Source organism: Bordetella ansorpii (assembly GCF_900078705.1).
Classification (GTDB): domain Bacteria; phylum Pseudomonadota; class Gammaproteobacteria; order Burkholderiales; family Burkholderiaceae_B; genus Bordetella; species Bordetella ansorpii_A.
The window spans coordinates 181,567-203,444 of sequence record NZ_FKIF01000002.1 but is presented as its reverse complement, the minus strand read 5'-3'; the positions used below and the strand labels follow the sequence as shown (position 1 = coordinate 203,444).

Sequence of the window (21,878 nt, the reverse complement as noted above, 5' to 3'; positions counted from 1 at the left end):
CGTTACTGATTGCGCTGGTTCAGCGCGGCGATCAGGCCGTCGATGCCGTTCTGGTTGATCTGCTGGGCGAACTGGTTGCGGTAGTTCTCGATCAGCCAGATGCCTTCGACGTTCAGGTCATAGATACGCCAGCCCTTGCCGCCTTCCTTGCCCAGCCGGTAATCGACCTGCACGGGGGTGTTGTTGGACTGGGTGATGGTCGAGCGCACCACCACGTCGTCGGCCTTGGCGTCGCCGCGGAACGGCAGCAGCTTCACGGCGGTGGAGCTGTCGGCCTTGGCCAGCGCGCCGCTGTAGGTGCGGATCAGCGTGCCGCGGAAGGCTTCGGCCAACGCGGTGCGTTGCTGCGGCGTGGCCTGGCGCCAATAGCGGCCGGCGGCCAGGCGGGTGGTCTTGGTGAAGTCCACGTACGGCAGGATGTGCTGGTCGACCACCTGGTTGATGCGGTTCAGGTCGCCGGACTTGATGGTGTCGTCGGCGCGCAGCACGGCCAGTGTTTCATTGGCGGCGGCCAACACGAACTGGTCGGGAGGACCGTTCGGGTTCGGCTTGGCGCCCTGGGCTTGCACGGCGGCGGCAGCGGCCATCAGGCTGCAGGCCAGGAACAGGCGTTGCATCAGGCGGGAAACGAAATACGACATGAAGACTCCTGGTTGCGGGCGGCGAACCGCCCGGTGTTACTTGGCAGGCGCGGGCACCGGGGCGGCGGCGGGCGCGTCGGCTTCTTCGTCGAGGCTGTAGTCGGGCAGGTTGGCCTCGCTGCCCGGCTGGCCTCCACGAACCATTGCCGCGCGGCGCTGCAGATAGGCATCGCGCACGAAGCTGTAGGGGTCCAGCGCCACGCGGTCGACGGTATCGGTGGCGTCCAGCAGGCTGGCGCGCGTATCGATCACTTCCAGGCCCCACAGCGAATTGCGCAGCCGGACGTTGTCGATCTCGCGTACCGACACCACGTTGCCGGCCCAGTCGCCGAAGCGGCCGGCGGTGTCGCGTACCGTGCTGGGGCCCAGCAGCGGCAGCACCACGTACGGGCCCTGCCCGAGGCCCCACACGCCCAGCGTCGTGCCGAAGTCGTTGGGGATCTTGTTCGCGCCGTTCATGGTGGCGACGTCGATGCAGCCGCCCAGGCCCATGGTGGTGTTGAACAGGAAGCGGCCGAACGTGTTGACGGCGTCGTGGCCGCGGCCCTGCAGCATGCTGTTGGCCGCGCCCCAGACGTCGCCCAGGTTGCTGAACATGTTGTGCACGCAGTTCTGCACCGGATCGGGCATGACGTAGTCGTAGGCTTGCGCGACCGGCTTGAACAGGCCACGGTCGACCGTGTCGTTGAACTTGTACACGCCGCGGTTGAAGCCTTCCCAAGGATCGCTCGGGCTCGGATTCTGGACAGTGGCGCAGCCTGCCAGCATGGCGGTAGCCAGGGCGGCGGCGGCGAAGCGGGGATTGACGGTTATGTTCATGGTGTTCTTGGAGGTCGATGGCCCGCGGTTGCGGCGGCGGGCGCTGCCGTACTCGTCAGTTCCGCGGTGCGGCCGGAGCGGGCGCGGAACCGCCTTCGGTGGAGGAGCCTTGCTTTTCGGCGGTGCCGTACAGGAACTTGCTGATCAACTGTTCCAGGACGACGGCGCTTTGTGTATAGCGGATTTTGCCGCCATCCGCAAAATTCTCTTCCTCGGCGCCGGGGACGATGCCCAGGTATTGCTCGCCCAGCAGGCCCGACGTGAGGATCGACGCGGACGAGTCCGTGGGGAATTCGAAGCCCGTGTCCATGTCCAGCGTGACCACGGCCTGGAAGGTCTGGTTGTCGAAGCGGATGCTGGCCACGCGGCCCACCACCACGCCCGCGCTCTTGACGGGCGCGCGCACCTTCAGGCCGCCGATGTTGTCGAAATTGGCGGTCAGATGGTAGCTGGGGGTGAACGAGAAGGTGCTGAGATTGCCGGCGCGCAGGGCCAGGAAGACCAGCGCGGCCGCGCCCAGCAGCACGAACAATCCTACCCAGAAATCGGTTCTTGCACGGGACATGATCGAGGAATCCGTAAGTTCAATTGCCAAACATCAGGGCGGTAAGCAGGAAATCGAGGCCCAGCACGGCCAGCGAGCCCGCCACCACGGTACGGGTGGTGGCGCGCGCCACGCCCTCGGGCGTGGGGCGGGCCTGCCAGCCCTCGTACAGGGCGATCAGGGTGACCGTGACGCCGAACACCAGGCTCTTGACGACGCCGTTGGCCACGTCCTTCCAGACGTCGACGCCGTTTTGCATCTGCGACCAGAAGGCGCCCGAATCGACGCCGATCAGCACCACGCCGACCAGCCAGCCGCCCAGGATGCCCACCATGGAAAACACCGCCGCCAGCACCGGCATGGCGATGATGCCGCCCCAGAAGCGCGGCACCAGCACGCGCCGCACGGGGTCGACGGCCATGACCTCCATGGCGGAAATCTGTTCGCCGGCCTTCATCAGGCCGATCTCGGCCGTCAGCGAGGTACCGGCGCGGCCCGCGAACAGCAGCGCGGTCACCACCGGCCCCAGTTCACGCACCAGCGACAGGGCCACCAGCAGGCCCAGCGCCTCTTCGGAGCCGTACCGGTTCAGGGTGTAGTACCCCTGCAGGCCCAGCACGAAGCCGACGAACATGCCGGACACCGCGATGATCAGCAGAGAATAGTTGCCGATGAAATGTACCTGCTGCGACACCAGGCGGGGGCGGCGCAGCGCGATGCCGCTGCGCGCCACCAGGGCGCCCAGGAAACGGGCGAAGAAACCGACGCCGCTGACACGCTCGCGGGTCCAACTGCCGACGGCGGTGATGGGATTGCTCATTATTTGTGCCCCGGCTGCTTGGCCAGCCATGTCTGGAAGGCGGGCGTGTCCGGATACTGGAACGCGACGGGACCGTCGGGGGCGCCGTCCAGGAACTGGCGCACGTAGGGGTCTTGCGATTCGGCCAGCGTCTGCGGCGATCCCGAGGCGGCCAGGTGGCCCTGTCCGACCAGGTAGACCTGGTCGGCAATGGCGAAGGACTCGTGGATGTCGTGGGTGATCAGCACCGAGGCGCAGCCCAGCCGGTCGGACAGGTCGCGGATCAGCCGGGCGGTGATGCCCAGCGAGATCGGATCCAGGCCGGCGAAGGGCTCGTCGTACAGGATGAGCTCGGGTTCGAGCACCACGGCGCGGGCCAGCGCCACGCGCCGCGCCATGCCGCCGGAAATCTCGGAAACCTTCAGGTGGGCCGCGGCGCGCAGGCCCACGGCGTCCAGCTTGTCCAGCGCGCGTTCCAGGATCTCGCGCTCGTCCAGGCGGGTATGCTCACGCAGCGGAAAGGCGACGTTCTCGAAGACATCGAGGTCGGTGAACAGCGCGCCCTGCTGGAACAGCACGCCCATGCGCTTGCGCAGCGCCTGCAGGCCCGAGGCCGGCAGGCCGGCCAGTTCCTGGCCGAACACCTGCACGGAGCCGGCCTGGGCGGCGATCTGGCCCGTGGCGGCGCGCAGCAGCGTGGTCTTGCCCGAGCCCGACCCGCCCATGATGGCCACGACCTGACCGGCATGGATGTCCATGCCGATGCCGCGGAGCACAGTGAAATCTCCGTATCCCAGGTCCACGTTTTTCAGGGACAGGACGAGTTCCGAGCGATTGGAAGGGGGCATAAGGTAATGTGGGTTCTGCGGGGCGCACGCACGGCGCGTGCCCGGCGACAGCATTTACCATTGTAGCTGGTCGCCCAGGAAGCTCTGGGGAAAGCCGCGGTAATGGAACAGTGACAAATTGCGTACGGCCAGGATTGCGGCAGCGTGGCGCCCATCGGCCTCCAAAGCGTAGGACACGCGCTTTAAGACGGGTTTAAAAGGGGCCGGTGGCCGGCCCCCGCAGCGCCCGGACGCCTTATTTATTGCAGGGTGATATTGCCGGCGCGGATGACCTTGGCCCATTTCTCGGTTTCCGCGGCGATGAAGGTCCCGAATGCTTCGGGGGTCCCTCCACCGGCCTGGCTGCCGGTATCGGCAATCGCCTTCTTCACGTCGGGTTCCTGCAGGATGCGGTTGAACTCGGCATTCAGCCTGGCAATGATGGGCGCGGGCGTCCCGGCCGGGGCCACGATGCCCTGCCAGTTGTACGACTCGAAGCCCGGCAGGCCGGATTCGGCCATGGTCGGCAGGTCGGGCAGCACGTCCAGGCGCTTGGCGGACGTCACGGCGATGGGGTGGATCTTCTTGCCCTGGATGGCGGGCAGCGCCGAGTAGCCCATCTCGAACATCATGGTCAGGTGCCCGCCCATCAGGTCGGTGGCGGCCAGGTTGCCCCCTTTGTAGGGGACGTGGACGATGTCGATGCCGGCCTGCTCCCGGAACATCTCGCCCGACAGGTGGTGGGCGCCGCCCACGCCGGACGAGCCGAAGTTGAGCTTGCCTGGCTCCTTCTTGGCCAGCGCGATCAGTTCCCGCAGGTTGTTGACCTTCAGCGTGTTGTTCACGCTGAGCACCAGCGGGCTGGTCTCGATCAGGATGATGGGGGCCAGATCCTTGCGCGGGTCGTACGGCATGTCGCGCATCAGCGTGGGGTTGACGGCCATGGGCGCCAGGTTGCCCGTGCCGATGGTGTAGCCGTCGGGCGCGGCCTTGGCGATCAGGTTGGTGCCGATCACGCCGCCCGCGCCGGCCTTGTTCTCGATGACGATGGGCTGGCCCAGCGAATCGCCCAGCTTGCGCGCCAGCAGGCGCACCCGCGTGTCGGCAAAGCCCCCGGGGGCGTAGGGCACGATCATGGTGATGGGCTTGGCGGGCCAATTGCCTGCGGGCTGGCCGTGGGCGGCGGCAGCCAGCAGCGAGGTGGCGGCCAGTAGGCCGGCCAGGATGAAGCGAGGCGCGTGCATTCAGGGTCTCCTTTGGTTGGTCTTGGATGCGGTCCGCCGCGGTCCGCCGTGCGCCGACAGACCGTCGGGCCGGTAAAATCCGCGCAGGCAGGCGGCATGGACGTCATTATCAACGCAGGTGACCTATTCCGAGCGACCTTGGACGAACTTCGCGCACTCTCCACCTTCATCAGGGCCGCCGAACTCGGCAGCTTCAACAAGGCCGCCCAGGCCCAGGGCACGACCCCTCAAGCCGTCAGCAAGAACATCCGACAGCTCGAACACCACCTGGGCGTGCGGCTGTTCCATCGCACCACGCGTAAAAGCGCGTTGACCGAAGAGGGCCAGCGCCTGTTCGGCTCGGTGCGCCAAAGCCTGGAGGGCGTGGCCGATGCGCTCAATCAGGTCAAGAGCGCCGCCCGGGAGGACGAGGGCCTGATCCGCATCAGCGCCGGCGGGGCGGTAGGCCGCAAGGTCCTCATGCCGCTGCTGGCGGAATTCGGCCGGGCGCATGCCGCCGTGGCCTTCGACCTGGTGCTGGAAGACCGCGCGACCGACACGGTGGGCGAGCGCATCGACCTCGGTTTCAAGGCGGGCAACCCGCCGACGGCCCAGGTCGTTTCGCGGCGGCTCTTCCCGATCCAGCTCATCGTCTGCGCGACGCCGGAATACCTAGCGCAACACGGGGTGCCGGACGGCATCGACGATCTCGCCAATCACCGTTGCGTGGGATACCGGCAGCCCGGCGCGCCCCGGCCGATGCCCTGGGAGTTCCAGGTACAGGGTGAAACCGTCTACCGGACCCTGAACTACAAGGTGTGCTGCAGCGATCCCGAGGCGGAGATGCACGCGGTCATCAACGGCCTGGGCATCGGCCAGATCGACAGCATCAACGCCACTGAGCCCATCCGGTCGGGGGCCCTGGTGCCGCTGCTGGTGCGGCACACCAGCGACCGCATGGGACTGCACCTGTTCTACGCGCAAAGAAGCGACATGCCCTCGCGGGTGCGGCGCTTCATCGATTTCGTGGCGCACCGCTTGCATGCCACCCAGGCCTTCCATGTGCCGGTGACGGAATTGCGCGCCCGGTCCAGGGGCGCGCAGCAGCCAGGCGGTTGAACGGTGGACCGGGTCAGATGCCTTCCTTGGTCGGCATGATGACGACCTGCTGCAGGTTCACGTGCTTCGGCTGCGACACGATGAATCCCACGGTTGCCGCGATGTCCTCGGCCTTCAGGAATTCGATGGATGCCGCGGCGTTCGCGATCCAGTCGATGGCGCCCTGGAAAGTGAAGTGGCCTTGCAGTTCCGTCTCCGTGATGCCCGGTTCGACGACCGACACCCGGATGTTCCTGGGGCCCAGCTCCAGGCGCAGGTGGCGCACCAGGTGGCTGACGAACGCCTTGGTGGCCGAGTAGACCGCAAAGTAGCCGTACACGTACTGGCTGGCGATCGACGACGTGTTGACGAGGTCAACGGTCCGGCCCTGCGCGGCGGCGGCTTCCAGTTGCGGGATGAACGCCTGGATGACGCGCATCGCGCCGGTCACGTTCAGGTCGATCTGCGATTCCCATTCTCGCTGGGGCTGTTGGCCGATGGCGCCCGGCAGCATCAGGCCGGCGTTGTTGAACAGCAGGTCGGCATCGCCGTATGTGTCGCGGACGGTGGCGGCGGCCGCCTGCATGGAGGCCTGGTCCGTGACGTCCGAGGCGATCACCAGGGCGTCGCCACCTGCGCGGCGGATCTCGGCGGCGACGTCCTCCAGTTGCGCCTGCCGGCGCGCCAGCAGGGCGACCTTGGCGCCGCGGGCGGCCAGCAGCAGCGCCGTGGCCCGGCCCATGCCGCTGGACGCGCCGGTGACGACCGCGACGCGGCCTTGCAGGTTCTTGTCGAAATGGGGGGTGTGGACGGGATCGAGGGACATCGTGGTTCTCCTTGAAGGGGGCGTCGGGGAGTCGACGGGCTCCACTGTAGGGAGGGGAAAGCACGCTCGGTAGTAAGCAAGGGGTGATATCAGTACCAACTGGAAGTTGTTTGTGTGCCCTGCCGCAATGGCCTGGGCCGGGTGCGGCGAGGGAACGAGATAAGCAACTTCTGGTTGTTATTGATTTGCTTCCTTCGGTGCTGCACAGAAGCCGGCCGCGTCCGTAGAGTTCGTCTGGCCCGCTGCCGAAGCGGCCATCCCCTTACCCCCTACGCAAGGAGTCCGCCATGACCAAGCTCACCAACACCCGCGTTCTGATGATCGCCACCGACGGCTACGAGGAAGTGGAACTGTTCGCGCCGCGCCAGGCGCTGCTCGATGCCGGCGCGCAGGTGGTGCTGGCGTCCGTCGACACCCGCCCCATCGTTGGCGTGGTCTACGATCCCGTCACCACCAAGTCGCCCGAGTCGAAGAAATCCATCACGCCCGACCTGGCGCTGGACGAGGTCGACGCGGAGGGGTTCGATGCCATCGTCCTGCCGGGCGGCCTGGTCAATCCGGACAAGATGCGCATGCAGCCCAAGGCGATTGCCCTCATCGCGGCGTTCGCCCGGCAGGGCAAGCCGGTGGCGGCCATCTGCCATGCGCCCTGGCTGCTGATCGAGGCGGATCTGCTGCGTGGACGCCGTGCCACCGGCTGGTACTCGGTGCGCAAGGACATGGAGAATGCCGGTGCGACCGTGGTGGATGAGGCCGTGGTCGTGGACGGCAATCTGATCACCAGCCGCATGCCCGACGACATCCCCGCCTTCAATGCGGCGGTCATTGCCGCCCTGGGCGGATGAAAAGCAAAGGGCGCGCCGGTTGGCGCGCCCTTTGAATCCTGCCGAGGCTCAGCGCGGCAGTTCGCTGGCGCCCATCAGGAATTCATCCACCGAACGGGCGCACTGGCGTCCTTCGCGGATGGCCCAGACCACCAGCGACTGACCCCGGCGCATGTCGCCGGCGGCGAAGATCTTGTCCACGCTGGTGCGGTAGTCGTCGGTGTTCGCGCGCACGTTGCCGCGAGCGTCGCGATCCACGCCAAAGGCGTCCAGCACGGTCGCGGTGGGCGAGACGAAGCCCATGGCCAGCAGCACCAGGTCGGCCTTGATCTCGAATTCCGAGCCCTCGACCTCGTGCATCTTCATCTGGCCAGTGGCGTCGTCCTTGACCCATTCGACGCGTGCGCCGATCAGCTTCTGCACCTTGCCGTCGGTGCCGACCAGCGCCTTGGTGGTGATGGACCAGTCGCGCTCGCAGCCTTCGTCGTGCGACGAAGAGGTGCGCATCTTCAGCGGCCAGTACGGCCACACCATGGGCTTGTTCTCGCTTTCCGGCGGTTGGGGCATCAGTTCGAACTGGGTGACCGAGGCCGCGCCGTGGCGGTTGCTGGTGCCCACGCAGTCGGAGCCGGTGTCGCCGCCGCCGATGACCACGACGTGCTTGCCGCGGGCGCTGAGCTGGTCCTTCAGGCGGTCGCCCGCCACGGCCTTGTTCTGCGGACGCAGGAAGTCCATGGCGAAAGCCACGCCGTCCAGCTCGCGGCCGGGAACCGGCAGGTCGCGCGGGGTTTCCGAGCCGCCGGTCATGACGATGGCGTCGAACTCGGCCTTCAGCGATTCCGGGGTGCGCACGGTCAGGCCGTCCGCGGCGTCGTCCGTGGGACGGCCGATGTAGGTGGATGGCGCGAACTCGACGCCCTCGGCCTCCATCTGCGAGATGCGGCGGTCGATCTGCGACTTTTCCAGCTTGAAGTCGGGGATGCCGTAGCGCAGCAGGCCGCCGATGCGGTCGCTTTTCTCGAACAGCGTGACCGCGTGGCCGGCGCGCGCCAACTGCTGGGCGCAGGCCAGGCCGGCGGGGCCGGAGCCCACCACGGCGACCTTCTTGCCCGTCTTGCGGGCGGGCAGTTGCGGCACCACCCAGCCTTCGGACCAGCCCTTGTCGATGATGGCGTGCTCGATCGACTTGATGCCCACCGCATCGCTGTTGATGTTGAGGGTACAGGCGGCTTCGCACGGCGCCGGGCAGATGCGGCCCGTGAACTCGGGGAAGTTGTTGGTGGAGTGCAGGACGTCCAGCGCGCGGCGCCAGTCCTGCTTGAACACCAGGTCATTCCAGTCGGGGATAATGTTGTTGACCGGGCAGCCGTTGTTGCAGAACGGGATGCCGCAGTCCATGCAGCGCGCGGCCTGCTGCTTGGCCTGGTCGTCGCTCAGGTGCAGCACGAACTCGCGCCAGTGCTTCAGACGCTTCTGCGGGGCCTCGGCGGCCTCCTGCAGGCGTTCGTATTCCATGAAGCCAGTGATCTTTCCCATGTTCTTCGTCCTCAGGCGGCCAGCTGTTGCGGGTTGGCGGCGCGCCACATTTCACGCAGGGCCCGGCGGTATTCCGTGGGCATGACTTTGATGAACTTGCCGCGCGAGGCTTCCCAGTCGCCCAGGATCTCACGGGCGCGGAAGCTGCCGGTGTAGCGGAAGTGATCCTCGACCAGGCGGCGCAGGATGGCCTCGTCGGTATCGCGCTCACCGCCACGCTGGGCGCTGTGCCAAGTGTCCTTGTCCTGCGATGCCTGCTCGGCATGGGGCGCGACCGGTTCGAGTTCGACCATCGACAGGTTGCAGCGGTGCTTGAACGAGCGGTCCGGATCCCACACATACGCCACGCCGCCCGACATGCCCGCCGCGAAGTTGCGGCCCGTGTCGCCCAGCACCACGACGGTGCCGCCGGTCATGTATTCGCAGCCGTGGTCGCCGGTGCCTTCGACGACGGTGGCCGCGCCCGAGTTGCGCACCGCGAAGCGTTCGCCGGCCACGCCGTTGAAGAACGCCTCGCCGGCCAGCGCGCCGTACATCACCGTGTTGCCGGCGATGATGTGGTCGGGGCCGAAGCCGCGGAAGTCGTTGGGCGAGCGCACCACGATGCGGCCGCCCGACAGGCCCTTGCCGACGTAGTCGTTGCCTTCGCCGACCAGGTCCAGCGTGATGCCGTGCGCCAGGAAGGCGCCGAAGCTCTGGCCGGCCGTGCCGTTGCACTGGATATGGATGGTGTCGTCGGGCAGGCCCTCATGGCCGTAGCGCGCGGCCACCGCACCCGACAGCATGGCGCCGATGGTGCGGTTGCGGTTGCGCACCGGCGTGATGAACGAGACTTTCTCGCCGCGCTCCAGCGCGGGCTTGCTGCGCTCGATCAACTGGTGGTCCAGCGCGCCGGCCAGGCCGTGGTCCTGCGTCTCGGTCTGGCGCACGTCGGCATCGCTTTGCACGCGGTGGAAGATGCGCGAGTAGTCGAGCCCGCTGGCCTTCCAGTGTTCGATGCCGGCGCGCATGTCCAGCAGGTCGGTACGGCCGATCAGGTCGTCGAAGCGGCGGATGCCCAACTGGGCCATGATCTCGCGCACTTCGTCGGCGACGAAGAAGAAGAAGTTGACGACGTGCTCGGGCTTGCCCTGGAACTTCTTGCGCAGTTCCGGATCCTGCGTGGCCACGCCCACCGGGCAGGTGTTCAGGTGGCACTTGCGCATCATGATGCAGCCCTCGACCACCAGCGGCGCGGTGGCGAAGCCGAATTCGTCGGCGCCCAGCAGCGCGCCGATGACGACGTCGCGGCCGGTCTTCATCTGGCCGTCGGCCTGCACGCGGATGCGGCTGCGCAGGCGGTTCAGCACCAGGGTCTGCTGCGTTTCGGCCAGGCCCAGTTCCCACGGCGTGCCGCAATGCTTGATCGACGACACGGGCGAGGCGCCGGTGCCGCCGTCATGGCCGGCGATCACGACGTGGTCGGCCTTGGCCTTGGCCACGCCGGCCGCCACGGTGCCCACGCCGACTTCCGACACCAGCTTGACCGAGATCGACGAACGGCTGTTGACGTTCTTCAGGTCGTGGATGAGCTGGGCCAGGTCTTCGATGGAGTAGATGTCGTGGTGCGGCGGGGGCGAGATCAGGCCCACGCCCGGCACCGAATAGCGCAGCTTGGCGATGTAGTCGGTGACCTTGTGGCCGGGCAACTGGCCGCCCTCGCCGGGCTTGGCGCCCTGCGCCATCTTGATCTGGATCTGGTCGGCCGAGGACAGGTACTCGGCGGACACGCCGAAGCGGCCCGAGGCGACCTGCTTGATCTTCGAGCGCAGCGAGTCGCCGGCCTTCAGCGCGACGTCGGCGGCGATGCGTTCCTCGCCCAGCACCGAGGCCAGCGTGTCGCCGTCCTTGATGCCGCTGCTGCCGTTGCGCATTTCCTCGCGGTAGCGCAGTTCGTCCTCACCGCCCTCGCCGGTGTTCGACTTGCCGCCGATGCGGTTCATGGCCACGGCCAGCACCGAGTGGGCTTCGGTCGAGATGGAGCCCAGCGACATGGCGCCGGTGGCGAAACGCTTGACGATTTCCTTGGCGGGTTCGACTTCGTCCAGGGGAATGGCGCGGCTGGGATCGACCTTGAACTCGAACAGGCCGCGCAGCGTCATGTGGCGGCGGCTCTGGTCGTTGATGATCTGCGCGTATTCCTTGTAGGTGCGGTAGTTGTTGGCGCGCGAGGCGTGCTGCAGCTTCGCGATGGAATCCGGCGTCCACATGTGCTCTTCGCCACGGATGCGGAAGGCGTACTCGCCGCCCGCTTCCAGGTCGTTGGCCAGCACGGGGTCGGCGCCGAACGCCGCGCGGTGCATGCGCAGGGCTTCTTCCGCGACCTGGAAGATGCCGATGCCTTCGATGTTGGTGGCGGTGCCGGTGAAGTACTTCTGCACCAGTTCGCGTTGCAGGCCGACGGCTTCGAAGATCTGCGCGCCGCAGTACGACATGTAGGTCGAGATGCCCATCTTGGACATGACCTTGTTCAGGCCCTTGCCGATGGCCTTCACGAAGTTCTTGATGGCCTTCTCGGGGTCGGCCATGCGGCCCAGCGATTCCAGCGCCAGGTACGGGTGGATCGCTTCGGCGCCGTAGCCGCCCAGCAGGGCGAAATGGTGCACTTCACGGGCCGAGCCGGTTTCCACCACCAGGCCGGTGTTGGTGCGCAGGCCGGCGCGGATCAGGTGCTGGTGCACGGCCGAGGTGGCCAGCAGCGCGGGGATGGCCACGCGGTCGCTGTCGACCAGGCGGTCGGACACGATCAGGATGTTGTAGCCGCTCTTGACGGCGTCGACGGCGCGGGCGCACAGGGCGGCCACATGGGCTTCGATGCCTTCCGGACCCCAGGCGGCCGGATACGTGATGTCCAGCTCGCAACTGCGGAACTTCAGCGACGTGACCTGCTCGATGTCGCGGATCTGCGCCATGGCGGCGAAGTCGAGCACGGGCTGCGTCACTTCCAGGCGCAGCGGCGGGTTGACGTTGTTGATGTCCAGCAGGTTGGGCTTGGGTCCGATGAAGGACACCAGCGACATCACCATCTGTTCGCGGATCGGGTCGATCGGCGGGTTGGTGACCTGCGCGAACAACTGGCGGAAGTAGTTGTAGAATGGCTTGGCGCGATTGGACAGCACGGCCAGCGGGGCGTCGTTGCCCATCGAGCCGATGACTTCCTCGCCGCTGGTGGCCATGGGTTCCAGGATGAACTTGTAGTCTTCCTGGGTCCAGCCGAAGGCCTGCTGGCGGTCCAGCAAAGGCACGGGCGATTGGGCGGCGGGCGAGGCGGTGGACGGCGCGGGCAGCGATTCCAGCTTGACCTGCAGGCGCGAGATCCACTGGCGGTACGGGCGGCTGTTGGACAGTTGCGACTTGATCTCGGCGTCGTCGATGATGCGGCCTTGTTCGAGGTCGATCAGGAACATCTTGCCGGGTTGCAGGCGCCACTTCTTGACGATGCGGTTTTCGGGGATGGGCAGCGTGCCGGCCTCGGACGCCATGATGACCATGTCGTCGTCGGTGATCAGGTAGCGCGCCGGGCGCAGGCCGTTGCGGTCGAGCGTGGCGCCGATCTGGCGGCCGTCGGTGAAGGCCACGGCGGCCGGGCCGTCCCACGGTTCCATCATGGCGGCGTGGTATTCGTAGAAAGCGCGGCGGCTCTCGTCCATCTGGGTATGCTGTTCCCACGCCTCGGGGATCATCATCATCATGGCGTGCGACAGCGAATAGCCTGAGTTGACCAGCAGTTCCAGGCAATTGTCGAACGTTGCCGTGTCGGACTGGCCTTCGTAGACGATGGGGTACAGCTTGGGCAGGTCGTTGCCCAGCACGGCCGACTGCATCATGCCTTCGCGGGCGCGCAGCCAGTTGAAGTTGCCCTTGACCGTATTGATTTCGCCGTTGTGGGCGATCATGCGGTAGGGGTGGGCCAGCGGCCAGGCCGGGAAGGTATTGGTGGAGAAGCGCTGGTGCACCAGCGCCAGGGCGGACACCGTGCGGGTGTCGGCCAGGTCGCGGTAGTAGCGGCCCACCTGGTCGGCCAGCAGCAGGCCCTTGTAGACCACGGTGCGCACCGAGGCCGAGGGCACGAAGTATTCCTTGCCGTGCGCCAGCTGCATGTGCTGGATGGCGTGGCTGGCGGTCTTGCGGATGACGTACAGCTTGCGTTCGAGCGCGTCGGGAACCATGACGTCGGGGCCGCGGCCGATGAACAGCTGGCGGATGACGGGTTCGACCGAACGCACGGTGGGCGACATCGGCATGTCGACGTCCACCGGCACGTCGCGCCAGCCCAGCACGATCTGGCCTTCTGCGCGCACGGCGCGTTCCAGCTCCTGTTCGCAGGCCAGGCGCGAGGCGGTTTCCTTGGGCAGGAACACCATGGCCACGCCGTATTCGCCGGGCGGGGGCAGGACGATGCCTTGCTGCGCCATCTGGTCGCGGTACAGCGCGTCGGGGATCTGGATGAGGATGCCCGCGCCGTCGCCCATCAGCTTGTCGGCGCCGACCGCGCCCCGGTGATCCAGGTTCTCCAGGATCTTCAGGCCCTGCTGGATGATCGAGTGGCTTTTGCGGCCCTTGATGTGGGCAACGAAACCGACGCCACAGGCATCGTGTTCGTTGGTGGGGTGGTACATGCCCTGGGCCGCGGGGATGCCGATGCGGGTGGCGTCGATGGTCACCGCCTTGGCAGCGGGACGACAGGATTCGGAGGAAGAGATTTGGGACATGGCGCGCTCCGCAGGGGTCTGCGTCGAATTGTTGCAGTGCAGGAGGCGACAATACTGCGGAGTGGGGAGGGACGCAATAAGAACAATAGGGGTGCGTCCCCAAATAAAACCCTACGTTTTCACTCTGAGATATATTGGGGACGTATTTGCGAGGCCGCCATCAGACCGCGTTTCCACTGGCCCGCCGGTTCAACCCATGCCGATGGCAGGCCGCCTTGATGCGTCCCTTTATTTTCAGCGGGCACGGGCATGCGCCGGAACCTGCCGGCGTCTGGCGTTGCGCCAAGGCGTCAAGGGGTCTGGGTGGGGTCCGCGGGGGGCGTGGCGGCCACGGGCGAAGCGGGCTTCTTGCGCGGGCGTCCACGCTGGCCCGGCGCGACGCGGCGGCTGGCGGTGTGGGCCAGGCCCGAGATGAACGTGGGGCCGCCGAGCGCCCACTGGCCGGACACGGCCTGTTCGATACGCAAGGATTCGTCGCGCGACAGGCCATCGTGCAGCCGGCGGCGGTAGTTGGCCTGGCGGTCGAACGGCGTGTTGCCACACGCCCAGTAGTCGGCGTGGTCGGATTGCCATTGGGCCGGTTGGGCGCGGGTGTTGCCGGTGTGGCTGCCCGCGGAGGACCAGGGCCAGCCGTCGGGTTCGGTGGCATTGCCGCTGCGCACGGGGTAGGTCTCGAGCCAGATCAGGGCCTTGAGCACCCAGGCGCCCGGCTCGAGCAGGGCCGATCGGTAGCGGCCGGCGAACACACGGCCGCCGCGCAGGCGGGCGGCCAGGTTGCGGCCCAGGGTCTGCATCAGCCTGGGCAGGCCGTCTTCGTCAGCGGGAGTGGCCAGCAGCAGGATACGGTCGGTGGCCAGCACCCAGCCATGCACCGCCACGCGGTGGCGCTGGGCGGAATCACCCAGCCATGTGGCCAGCTGATTCAGGATGTCCTGCGGCGCAGGTTGGGACGGCGCGGCAAGCGGCTGAACGAAATTGGCCTGCACCAGTTGGGGCAGCCCGGGGGCGTACAGGCGAGGCAGACGGGCCATAGCTCTGGGCTTGCGATGAACGCAAGAACGGTTGCTGTTCGTTGACTATATATAGGTTGCCGGCTACTTGCACTATCTAAATAGTGTCGTTGCCGACGGTCAAGCGCGGTAGCAGCATGCGACAGCCGGTGGCCAGGGCGGCGCGGCGGGCATGGGGGCAGGTTAACATTCCGCGCTGGGATGCAGTACCCCGCAGATATACCTACGGCGGGGCCCTTGCATGAAGACCGAACGATGCACGGCCAGCCCATCGCTGGACGTTGATCCCTGACGCCACCCGGCAGAACCGACATGACGACCTCCCTGGAACTGGTTTCGCAACATCGCTGCTTCGGCGGCTGGCAGCGCTATTACCGCCACCAATCGGCCCGGATCGGCCTGCCGATGCGCTTCTCGGTGTTCGTGCCCGAGCAGGCCGACGCCGGGCGCGTGCCGGTCTTGTTTTTCCTTGCGGGCCTGACCTGCACCGAGGAAACCTTCATGGTCAAGGCGGGCGCGCAGCGTTTCGCGGCGCGGCACGGCCTGATGCTGGTGGCGCCCGACACCAGCCCGCGCGGCGCGGGCGTGGCGGGGGAGGACGCCGACTGGGACTTCGGCACGGGAGCGGGCTTCTACCTGGACGCCACCGCCGAACCCTGGAAAACCCATTACCGGATGTACAGCTACGTGGTCGAGGAATTGCACGGCATCGCCTGCGGCGAGCTGCCTGGCGATCCGGCCCGCGCCGGCCTCTTCGGCCACTCGATGGGCGGCCACGGCGCGCTGGTCCTGGCGCTGCGCAACCCTGAAAAATTCCGTTCGGTGTCGGCCTTCGCGCCCATCGCCGCCCCCTCGCAGTGTCCCTGGGGCCACAAGGCGTTCGGCGGATATCTCGGCGAAGACCGGGCCCAATGGGCCGCGTACGACGCCACCGAACTGATGAAGGGCCTGAAGGCGCCCTTCCCGGCGGGCATCCTGGTCGACCAGGGCCTGGCCGACAACTTCCTGGCCGAGCAACTGCATCCCGAGGCTTTCGAGGCCGCCTGCCAGCAGGCCGGCCAGCCGCTGACACTGCGCCGCCACGAGGGCTACGATCACGGCTACTACTTCATCTCGACCTTCATCGAGGATCACATCCGGTTTCACGCCGAGCGTCTCGGATAACGTTCGCATGGCGGACCTCTTCTTATACTGAGGCCCGTGGCGGCTGGACCCGGCTTGCCGCGGTACAAGGAGCTTGCGCCCCGTGATCGATTTCGCCCCTTTTGCCTGGTTCGCGCTGGGCGCCATCCTTGCCTTGCTCATCGGCCTGGGCATGCTGCTGGGCTGCGGCGGCCCGCGTGACGACATGGGCCGCAAGGTCTTCCGCCTGCGGCCGGTGCGCCGGCTGTTCGGCCTGTTGCTCGTGGCCCTGGCCTGCGTGTCTGGCCTGCTGGCCGTATCCCTGGTGCAGTTCTACCGCCTGACGGCCGACAAGCCGGTCGCCGCGGTGAAGATGGTGCGGCAGAACGAGCAGACCTTCCTGGTCAGCATGCAGCCCCAGGGGGGCGAGCCCAGCGAATACACCTTGTATGGCGACCAGTGGCAGATCGACGCCCGCGTGGTGCGCTGGCGCCTGCCCGCCATGCTGGCGGGCGCCGAGCCGCTTTACCGGCTGGAACGCCTGTCGGGCCGCTACGGCGACCCGAACAAGGAACGCTCCGCGCCGCGCTCGGTCCATAGCCTGGACGACTGGCCCGCCCCCGACCTGGGCGAGCTCAAGCGCACGTTTCCCAACTGGCTGCCCTTCGTGGACGTGCAGTTCGGCAGCGCGGCCTACATGCCCATGTTCGACGGGGCGCGCTACGAGGTCTATCTGGATCCGCGCGGCGCGCTGTTCATCCGCCCCGCCGATGCCGCGACCGAGGCGGGCCTGAAGCAGCAGGGCTGGTAAATGGGGACGCATAAATCCAGAGGTCGCAAGGCCGTTTTCCGGAACTCCCTACAGATTGTACGGTCGAATTAGCACTCGACAAACGAGAGTGCTAACATCCCTTGTCCGTATCCACCTTCCTCTGGAGGCCGCAATCATGAAGCAACCCAGTAGTTCGTTGGCCCCCTCCGGCAACGCCCTGGCGTTGGCGATTGCCAATCCGGGCGCGCTCGGCACCATCGATGCCTACATCTCCACGGTCAACCGCCTGCCGGTGCTGACGCCCGAGCGCGAACACGAACTCGCCCGCCGTCTGCACGACCACGACGACCTGGAAGCCGCCCGCGAGCTGGTGCTGTCGCACCTGCGCCTGGTGGTGTCTGTCGCGCGCCAGTACCTGGGCTATGGCCTGCCGCACGCCGATCTCATCCAGGAAGGCAACGTCGGCCTCATGAAGGCCGTCAAGCGTTTCGACCCCGAGCGCGGCGTGCGCCTGGTGTCGTTCGCGGTGCACTGGATCAAGGCCGAGATCCACGAATACGTCATCCGCAACTGGCGCCTGGTCAAGGTGGCCACCACCAAGGCGCAGCGCAAGCTGTTCTTCAATCTGCGCAGCATGCGTCCCGACGGTCATTCGCTCGATCCGGATCAGGTGGATCACATCGCCAGCGAACTGAACGTGCGCCGGGAAGACGTCAGCGAAATGGAAGTGCGCCTCAGTGGCCGCGACGTGTCGCTGGAAAACCAGGACGATGACGACGACAGCTTCGCGCCGATTTCGTACCTGTCCGACGAAGGCCGCCAGGAACCCTCGCGCGTGCTGGCCCGAATGGCCCACGACGACATGCAGGGCGCCGGCCTGGCCAGCGCGCTGGAAGCGCTCGACCCGCGTTCGCGCCGCATCATCGAGGCGCGCTGGCTCCAGGACGAGGGCGGTTCCACGCTGCACGAACTGGCCGCCGAGTTCGGCGTGTCGGCCGAGCGCATCCGCCAGATCGAAACCGCCGCGCTGAAGAAAATGCGCGGCACGCTGCAAGCGGCATAAAGAAGAGGGGGCGGCGCATTTTCCGGGCTAAAGGATTGATACAAAATCAGCGATGATTTTTTTATCGAACCTGGAAACTTTGCCGCACCGGCACGGACTAACCACCGTAGACCGCATGAGTTGGGAGCAATCCCTGTCGGCAGTCTTGTCGTCCGTCTCGGCTTCTCCTCTTTCCCCTCCCCTATGAGACGGATGCTTGCGGGGCATCGGTATTCCGATGCCCCGTTTTTTATCGCCACGCCGTTGCAAGGCAACAAAGCGCCTACGCAGCGCGGGGAGCATTGCATTCTCTATTGCCAGCGTGTCCAGGCAATAAACAGCAGAAGGCCCGCGATAATGCGGGCCTCGGCTTTTGCAAAACAGATTTTCAGATAGTCCTGCGACAACGGCACGCTACGACATGGGCGTCATGCCGCGCGTGGTTGTGCCGCATTGCACAGCGCGTGCCAGGTGGCGGGATGCAGGCGCCGCACGCCGGTGGCCAGCGAACCGTCGCGGTACAGCTTCAGCCAGCGATAGCCCGGCGCGGCGCCATCCAGCGTGTGCCGGCCGTTGTGCACGGCGAACTGGAAGCACGTCGACGGCGAGGCCAGCAGGCGCAGATTGTGGCGGCGGCGGTCGAACTGGCGGTGCACATGGCCCCACAGCACCACGCGCGCCTGGGGGATGTCGGCCAGGCGCTGGAACAGCGCCATCGGGTTGTCGACCATCATCGTGTCGTGCCGGTCGCTGTCCATCTGCACGGGGTTGTGATGCAGCGCCACCAGTATGTGGCGATCGTCCGCGGTGGCTGCGGCCTGGTCCAGCAGGTCGAGCTGGCGGTCGTCCAGATGGCCGGCGTCCGAGCCGCGCACGGTCGAGTCCAGCATCACCACGCGCCATGCGCCGACGTCGGTGATCGGCGTGGTCCAGTCGGGCAGCACGGCGTGCATGGCGGCGGCGTCGTCATGATTGCCGGGCAGGCAGCGCACGGTGGTGCCCAACTGGCCCAACAGGCCGCGCAGGCGCCTGTAGGCCCCGCGGCTGCCGTCCTGCGCCACATCGCCGGTGGCCAGCACCAACTGCGCATCGGGCATCTCGCGCATGGCCTGGCGCAGCACGGCCTTCAGGCTCGCCTCGGTGTCGACGCCCAGCATTTCCGCGTGCGGCTCGTCCATCAGATGCATGTCTGTCAGTTGAATCAGCAGCGCGGGTTGTTCATCGATCGGGGTGACGTGGGCGGCGGACATGGCCTCTCCGGCGGGATGGGTTTGATCCTGGCACATTAGCCAGAAAGCGCGGCAAAGAGGTCTTGCTGTGTGCGCAGCCGTAACCAAAGGTCGCCGCGCAATGCCCCTGCCATTCGCCTCGAACGGGCGGTTCGCGAACAAAAAACCGCTATCCTTTACCGACGCACGCGCCTTTCCCGGAAAAGAATTTACACATGGATGTCGGTCTCATCGTCTTCGGTTTGGCAGGTCTGCTGACGCTGGTGTGCTTCATGCCGCCGCTGGCGGGCCGCCTGAAGCTGCCCTACTCGGTGTTGCTGGCCATCGTCGGATGTTTGCTGGGGATCGCGGTGCACGTGCACGGCTGGGCGCCGCCGATGCTGGGCGACATGCTGGACAGCATCGAGCGCTTCGAGATCTCGTCTGAGACCTTCCTGATGGTGTTCCTGCCCGTGCTGCTGTTCGAGACCTCGCTGGCCATGAACGTGCGGCGCCTGATGGACGACATCGGGCCCATCCTGATGATGGCCATCGTGGCGGTGGTGGTGTGCACCATCTTCGTGGGCTTCACGATGAACGCGGTGTCCTCGTACGGCCTGATCGTGTGCCTGCTGCTGGGCGCCATCGTGGCCACCACCGATCCGGTGGCGGTGGTCGGCATCTTCCGCGAAGTGGGCGCGCCCAAGCGCCTGACCACGCTGGTCGAAGGCGAGAGCCTGTTCAACGACGCGGCGTCGATCGCGCTGTATTCGGTGCTGCTGGCCGCGCTGGCCAGCGGGTCGGGCAAGGTCGGCGTCGGCGACGTGGTCGGCGATTTCCTGCGCACCTTCATCGGCGGTGGCGTCGCCGGTTACCTGATGGGGCGCGGCGCCTGCTACCTGTTCGTGTGGCTGCGCGGCTTTCCCACGGCCGAGATCACGCTCACCCTCACGCTGGCGTATCTGTCCTTCTTCATCTCCGAGCACTACCTGGGCGTGTCGGGCGTGGTGGCCACGGTCATCTCGGGCCTGGTGGTGGGCTCGACGGGCCGCACGCGCATGTCGCCGGCCACGTTCGAGCACCTGTCCAGCGCCTGGGAGCAGTTCGGTTTCTGGGCCAACTCGCTGATCTTCCTGTTTGCCTCCATGCTGATTCCGCGCCTGATGGAAGCGGCCGACTGGCAGGAACTGCTGCTGGTGGCGCTGCTGTTCGTGGCGACGCTGGTGGCGCGTGCGATCGTGGTGTTCGGATTGTTGCCCATGCTCGGGCTGACGCGGCTGGGCACCAAGGTCAGCAATCCCTACAAAACCGTGATGTTGTGGGGCGGCCTGCGTGGCGCCGTGTCGCTGGCGCTGGCGCTGGCGGTGACCGAGCAGGCGGCCGTGCCCGAGGAGGCCCGCCAGTTCGTCGCCGTGGCCACCACGGGCTTCGTGCTGATGACGCTGTTCATCAACGGCATCAGCCTGCGTCCGCTGATCCGCATGCTGGGGCTGAACCAGTTGTCGCCCGTCGAGCGCACCATCCGCAACCAGGCGCTGTCCATCGCCCTGGAAGATCTTCAGGAGAAGGCCGACGAGATCGCCAAGACCGATCACATCAGCCCCGAGGCCAGCGAGCGCATCCATGCGGTGTTCGATGCCAGCCTGGCCAGCGTGCACGACAGCCAGGTCAACAAGATGAGCCTGGAGCAGCGCGTGGCGGTGGGCCTGGGCATCGTGGCGCGGCGCGAAGAGGAAATGTTCTTCGACATCCTGAAGGCGCAGATCGTCGACTGGCGCATGGCCGAGACCCTGCTGGCGCGCGCCGAGCGGCTCGAGGACGCCATCCGCGTGGGCGGACTGGAAGGATTCGAATCGGCCATCGAGGCCGACGTGCGCCACTCGCCGGGCTTTCGCATGGCGCTGCGGCTGCACTACACCTTCGGCTTCAAGTCGTGGCTGGCGCGCGAACTGGCGCATCGTTTCTCCAACCTGATGACCAAGCGCTCGGTGGCGCAGCGGCTGATGCAGTTCTCTCGCGAACAGATCGCGCCCTTGCTGGGCGAGGATGCCGCGCAGCGCATCGTGGGGGCGCACCAGCGCCGGCTGGACCTGATCGAGAACGCCCTGCAGGCGCTCAACCTGCAGTACCCCTCGTATGCGCTGTGGCTGCAGGAAAGCTATCTGGGCCGCGTCGCGCGCGAACTCGAGCGCATGCGCTATCGCGGCATGCTCGACCAGTTCCTGATCAGCGGCGAGGTCTATGCGGATCTGATGGCGCAGTTGAAGGACCGCTGGAAACACATCGACCATCATTCCGGCCTGGACATGGAGATGGGGGCGGCCGAGCTGGTCAAGCGCGTGCCCCTGTTCGAGGGGCTCAGCGCCGATTCGCTGCGCGCCATCTGCCGCCTGCTGCGGCCGCGCCTGGCGTTGCCCGACCAGCCCGTGCTGGGCGCCAACACCCGCCATGGCGAGGAAATGTGCATCGTGGCCTCGGGCGCCGTGGCCGTGCACTTGCCGGACGGCACCACCATCGAACTGGGCAGCGGCGAGTTCTTCGGCGAGCTGGCCTTGCTGGGCGAGAAGCAGGTCAATCCCGATGTGACCTCATTGGGCTACAGCAAGCTGCTGATGCTGTCGGCGCGGGATTTCCATGCACTGCTGGCGCGGGACGAATCCTTGCGCGAACGTATCCAGACGGTGGCCAGGCAGCGCATGCGCGCCATCGAAGTGTGGAAGCAGCACCAGGAGATGGCGCAGCAGCTGCCTTGACCGGGGTTCATGCCGGTTGCGCCGGCGGTGCCGCGCCATCGCGGGATGGCCTGGACGTCCGGTCGCCGACAACATTCGTGCAT

17 protein-coding genes are annotated in these 21,878 nt (G+C 66.8%); 6 read left to right on the top strand and 11 right to left on the bottom strand.

All coding sequences use genetic code 11. The features are described from left to right. Positions 1–2: 2 nt before the first annotated feature. The 6 genes from A6745_RS04565 to A6745_RS04540 form a co-directional block, all read right to left on the bottom strand. Complete coding sequence (locus A6745_RS04565) at positions 3–641, bottom strand: MlaC/ttg2D family ABC transporter substrate-binding protein (RefSeq protein ID WP_066124254.1); 639 nt, start codon at positions 639–641, stop codon at positions 3–5. Between the two features lie 36 nt (positions 642–677). Next, the gene (locus A6745_RS04560) at positions 678–1,460 is read right to left on the bottom strand and encodes an MlaA family lipoprotein (RefSeq protein ID WP_066124252.1); all 783 of its coding nucleotides are present in this window, start codon (positions 1,458–1,460) and stop codon (positions 678–680) included. A gap of 55 nt (positions 1,461–1,515) precedes the next feature. Then, on the bottom strand, positions 1,516–2,025 hold the full coding sequence (gene mlaD, locus A6745_RS04555; protein WP_066124250.1) for an outer membrane lipid asymmetry maintenance protein MlaD: 510 nt from the start codon (positions 2,023–2,025) through the stop codon (positions 1,516–1,518). 19 nt (positions 2,026–2,044) lie between these two features. Continuing rightward, positions 2,045–2,824, bottom strand: a complete 780-nt coding sequence (gene mlaE, locus A6745_RS04550) for a lipid asymmetry maintenance ABC transporter permease subunit MlaE (RefSeq protein ID WP_156513284.1) — start codon at positions 2,822–2,824, stop codon at positions 2,045–2,047. Continuing rightward, complete coding sequence (locus A6745_RS04545; protein WP_066124246.1) at positions 2,824–3,651, bottom strand: ABC transporter ATP-binding protein; 828 nt, start codon at positions 3,649–3,651, stop codon at positions 2,824–2,826. Before A6745_RS04545 ends, mlaE begins: the two co-directional genes overlap by 1 nt. 239 nt (positions 3,652–3,890) lie before the next feature. Next, positions 3,891–4,874, bottom strand: a complete 984-nt coding sequence (locus tag A6745_RS04540; RefSeq protein ID WP_066124244.1) for a tripartite tricarboxylate transporter substrate binding protein — start codon at positions 4,872–4,874, stop codon at positions 3,891–3,893. A gap of 138 nt (positions 4,875–5,012) precedes the next feature. Between A6745_RS04540 and A6745_RS04535 the strand changes: the two genes are divergently transcribed. Further along, a complete protein-coding gene (locus A6745_RS04535; RefSeq protein WP_066124243.1) occupies positions 5,013–5,972 on the top strand; it encodes a LysR family transcriptional regulator in 960 nt (319 codons plus the stop codon). Between the two features lie 13 nt (positions 5,973–5,985). Here A6745_RS04535 and A6745_RS04530 read toward each other — a convergent pair whose 3' ends face one another. After that, the gene (locus A6745_RS04530) at positions 5,986–6,777 is read right to left on the bottom strand and encodes an SDR family oxidoreductase (RefSeq protein ID WP_066124242.1); all 792 of its coding nucleotides are present in this window, start codon (positions 6,775–6,777) and stop codon (positions 5,986–5,988) included. Between the two features lie 287 nt (positions 6,778–7,064). On the opposite strand from A6745_RS04530, the gene A6745_RS04525 reads away from it, so the two are divergent. Beyond that, positions 7,065–7,622 carry a type 1 glutamine amidotransferase domain-containing protein gene (locus A6745_RS04525; RefSeq protein ID WP_066124238.1) on the top strand — a complete coding sequence of 186 codons (558 nt, stop codon included), beginning with the start codon at positions 7,065–7,067 and terminating at the stop codon, positions 7,620–7,622. Positions 7,623–7,670: 48 nt separating this feature from the next. Here the strand turns inward: A6745_RS04525 and A6745_RS04520 are convergent, their stop codons facing one another. The 3 genes from A6745_RS04520 to A6745_RS04510 form a co-directional block, all read right to left on the bottom strand. Continuing rightward, positions 7,671–9,137 carry a glutamate synthase subunit beta gene (locus A6745_RS04520; RefSeq protein WP_066124236.1) on the bottom strand — a complete coding sequence of 489 codons (1,467 nt, stop codon included), beginning with the start codon at positions 9,135–9,137 and terminating at the stop codon, positions 7,671–7,673. A gap of 11 nt (positions 9,138–9,148) precedes the next feature. Further along, complete coding sequence (locus A6745_RS04515; RefSeq protein WP_066124235.1) at positions 9,149–13,888, bottom strand: glutamate synthase-related protein; 4,740 nt, start codon at positions 13,886–13,888, stop codon at positions 9,149–9,151. A gap of 290 nt (positions 13,889–14,178) precedes the next feature. After that, positions 14,179–14,919: a hypothetical protein gene (locus A6745_RS04510; protein WP_066124233.1), complete on the bottom strand. Its 741-nt coding sequence runs from the start codon at positions 14,917–14,919 to the stop codon at positions 14,179–14,181. A gap of 291 nt (positions 14,920–15,210) precedes the next feature. Between A6745_RS04510 and fghA the strand changes: the two genes are divergently transcribed. From fghA to rpoH, 3 genes are all read left to right on the top strand, one after another. After that, a complete protein-coding gene (fghA, locus tag A6745_RS04505) occupies positions 15,211–16,062 on the top strand; it encodes an S-formylglutathione hydrolase (RefSeq protein WP_082852889.1) in 852 nt (283 codons plus the stop codon). A gap of 82 nt (positions 16,063–16,144) precedes the next feature. After that, positions 16,145–16,831 (top strand): hypothetical protein, encoded by a 687-nt coding sequence (locus A6745_RS04500; protein ID WP_066124231.1) that lies wholly within the window; start codon positions 16,145–16,147, stop codon positions 16,829–16,831. A 136-nt stretch (positions 16,832–16,967) separates the two neighbouring features. Continuing rightward, entirely contained in the window at positions 16,968–17,855 is an 888-nt protein-coding gene (gene rpoH / locus A6745_RS04495; protein ID WP_066124226.1) for an RNA polymerase sigma factor RpoH, read from the top strand. A 407-nt stretch (positions 17,856–18,262) separates the two neighbouring features. Here the strand turns inward: rpoH and A6745_RS04490 are convergent, their stop codons facing one another. Continuing rightward, on the bottom strand, positions 18,263–19,084 hold the full coding sequence (locus tag A6745_RS04490; protein ID WP_066124221.1) for a metallophosphoesterase: 822 nt from the start codon (positions 19,082–19,084) through the stop codon (positions 18,263–18,265). A gap of 194 nt (positions 19,085–19,278) precedes the next feature. Between A6745_RS04490 and A6745_RS04485 the strand changes: the two genes are divergently transcribed. Further along, positions 19,279–21,795: a cation:proton antiporter gene (locus tag A6745_RS04485; RefSeq protein WP_066124219.1), complete on the top strand. Its 2,517-nt coding sequence runs from the start codon at positions 19,279–19,281 to the stop codon at positions 21,793–21,795. Positions 21,796–21,878 lie beyond the last annotated feature (83 nt).

Excerpts from the sequence above, each read along its gene's own strand:
- A6745_RS04565 (WP_066124254.1), bottom strand. The coding sequence starts at position 641 with ATGTCGTATTTCGTTTCCCGCCTGATGCAACGCCTGTTCCTGGCCTGC.
- A6745_RS04560 (WP_066124252.1), bottom strand. The coding sequence starts at position 1,460 with ATGAACATAACCGTCAATCCCCGCTTCGCCGCCGCCGCCCTGGCTACC.
- mlaD (WP_066124250.1), bottom strand. The coding sequence starts at position 2,025 with ATGTCCCGTGCAAGAACCGATTTCTGGGTAGGATTGTTCGTGCTGCTG.
- mlaE (WP_156513284.1), bottom strand. The coding sequence starts at position 2,824 with ATGAGCAATCCCATCACCGCCGTCGGCAGTTGGACCCGCGAGCGTGTC.
- A6745_RS04545 (WP_066124246.1), bottom strand. The coding sequence starts at position 3,651 with ATGCCCCCTTCCAATCGCTCGGAACTCGTCCTGTCCCTGAAAAACGTG.
- A6745_RS04540 (WP_066124244.1), bottom strand. The coding sequence starts at position 4,874 with ATGCACGCGCCTCGCTTCATCCTGGCCGGCCTACTGGCCGCCACCTCG.
- A6745_RS04530 (WP_066124242.1), bottom strand. The coding sequence starts at position 6,777 with ATGTCCCTCGATCCCGTCCACACCCCCCATTTCGACAAGAACCTGCAA.
- A6745_RS04525 (WP_066124238.1), top strand. The coding sequence starts at position 7,065 with ATGACCAAGCTCACCAACACCCGCGTTCTGATGATCGCCACCGACGGC.
- A6745_RS04520 (WP_066124236.1), bottom strand. The coding sequence starts at position 9,137 with ATGGGAAAGATCACTGGCTTCATGGAATACGAACGCCTGCAGGAGGCC.
- A6745_RS04515 (WP_066124235.1), bottom strand. The coding sequence starts at position 13,888 with ATGTCCCAAATCTCTTCCTCCGAATCCTGTCGTCCCGCTGCCAAGGCG.
- A6745_RS04510 (WP_066124233.1), bottom strand. The coding sequence starts at position 14,919 with ATGGCCCGTCTGCCTCGCCTGTACGCCCCCGGGCTGCCCCAACTGGTG.
- fghA (WP_082852889.1), top strand. The coding sequence starts at position 15,211 with ATGACGACCTCCCTGGAACTGGTTTCGCAACATCGCTGCTTCGGCGGC.
- rpoH (WP_066124226.1), top strand. The coding sequence starts at position 16,968 with ATGAAGCAACCCAGTAGTTCGTTGGCCCCCTCCGGCAACGCCCTGGCG.
- A6745_RS04490 (WP_066124221.1), bottom strand. The coding sequence starts at position 19,084 with ATGTCCGCCGCCCACGTCACCCCGATCGATGAACAACCCGCGCTGCTG.
- A6745_RS04485 (WP_066124219.1), top strand. The coding sequence starts at position 19,279 with ATGGATGTCGGTCTCATCGTCTTCGGTTTGGCAGGTCTGCTGACGCTG.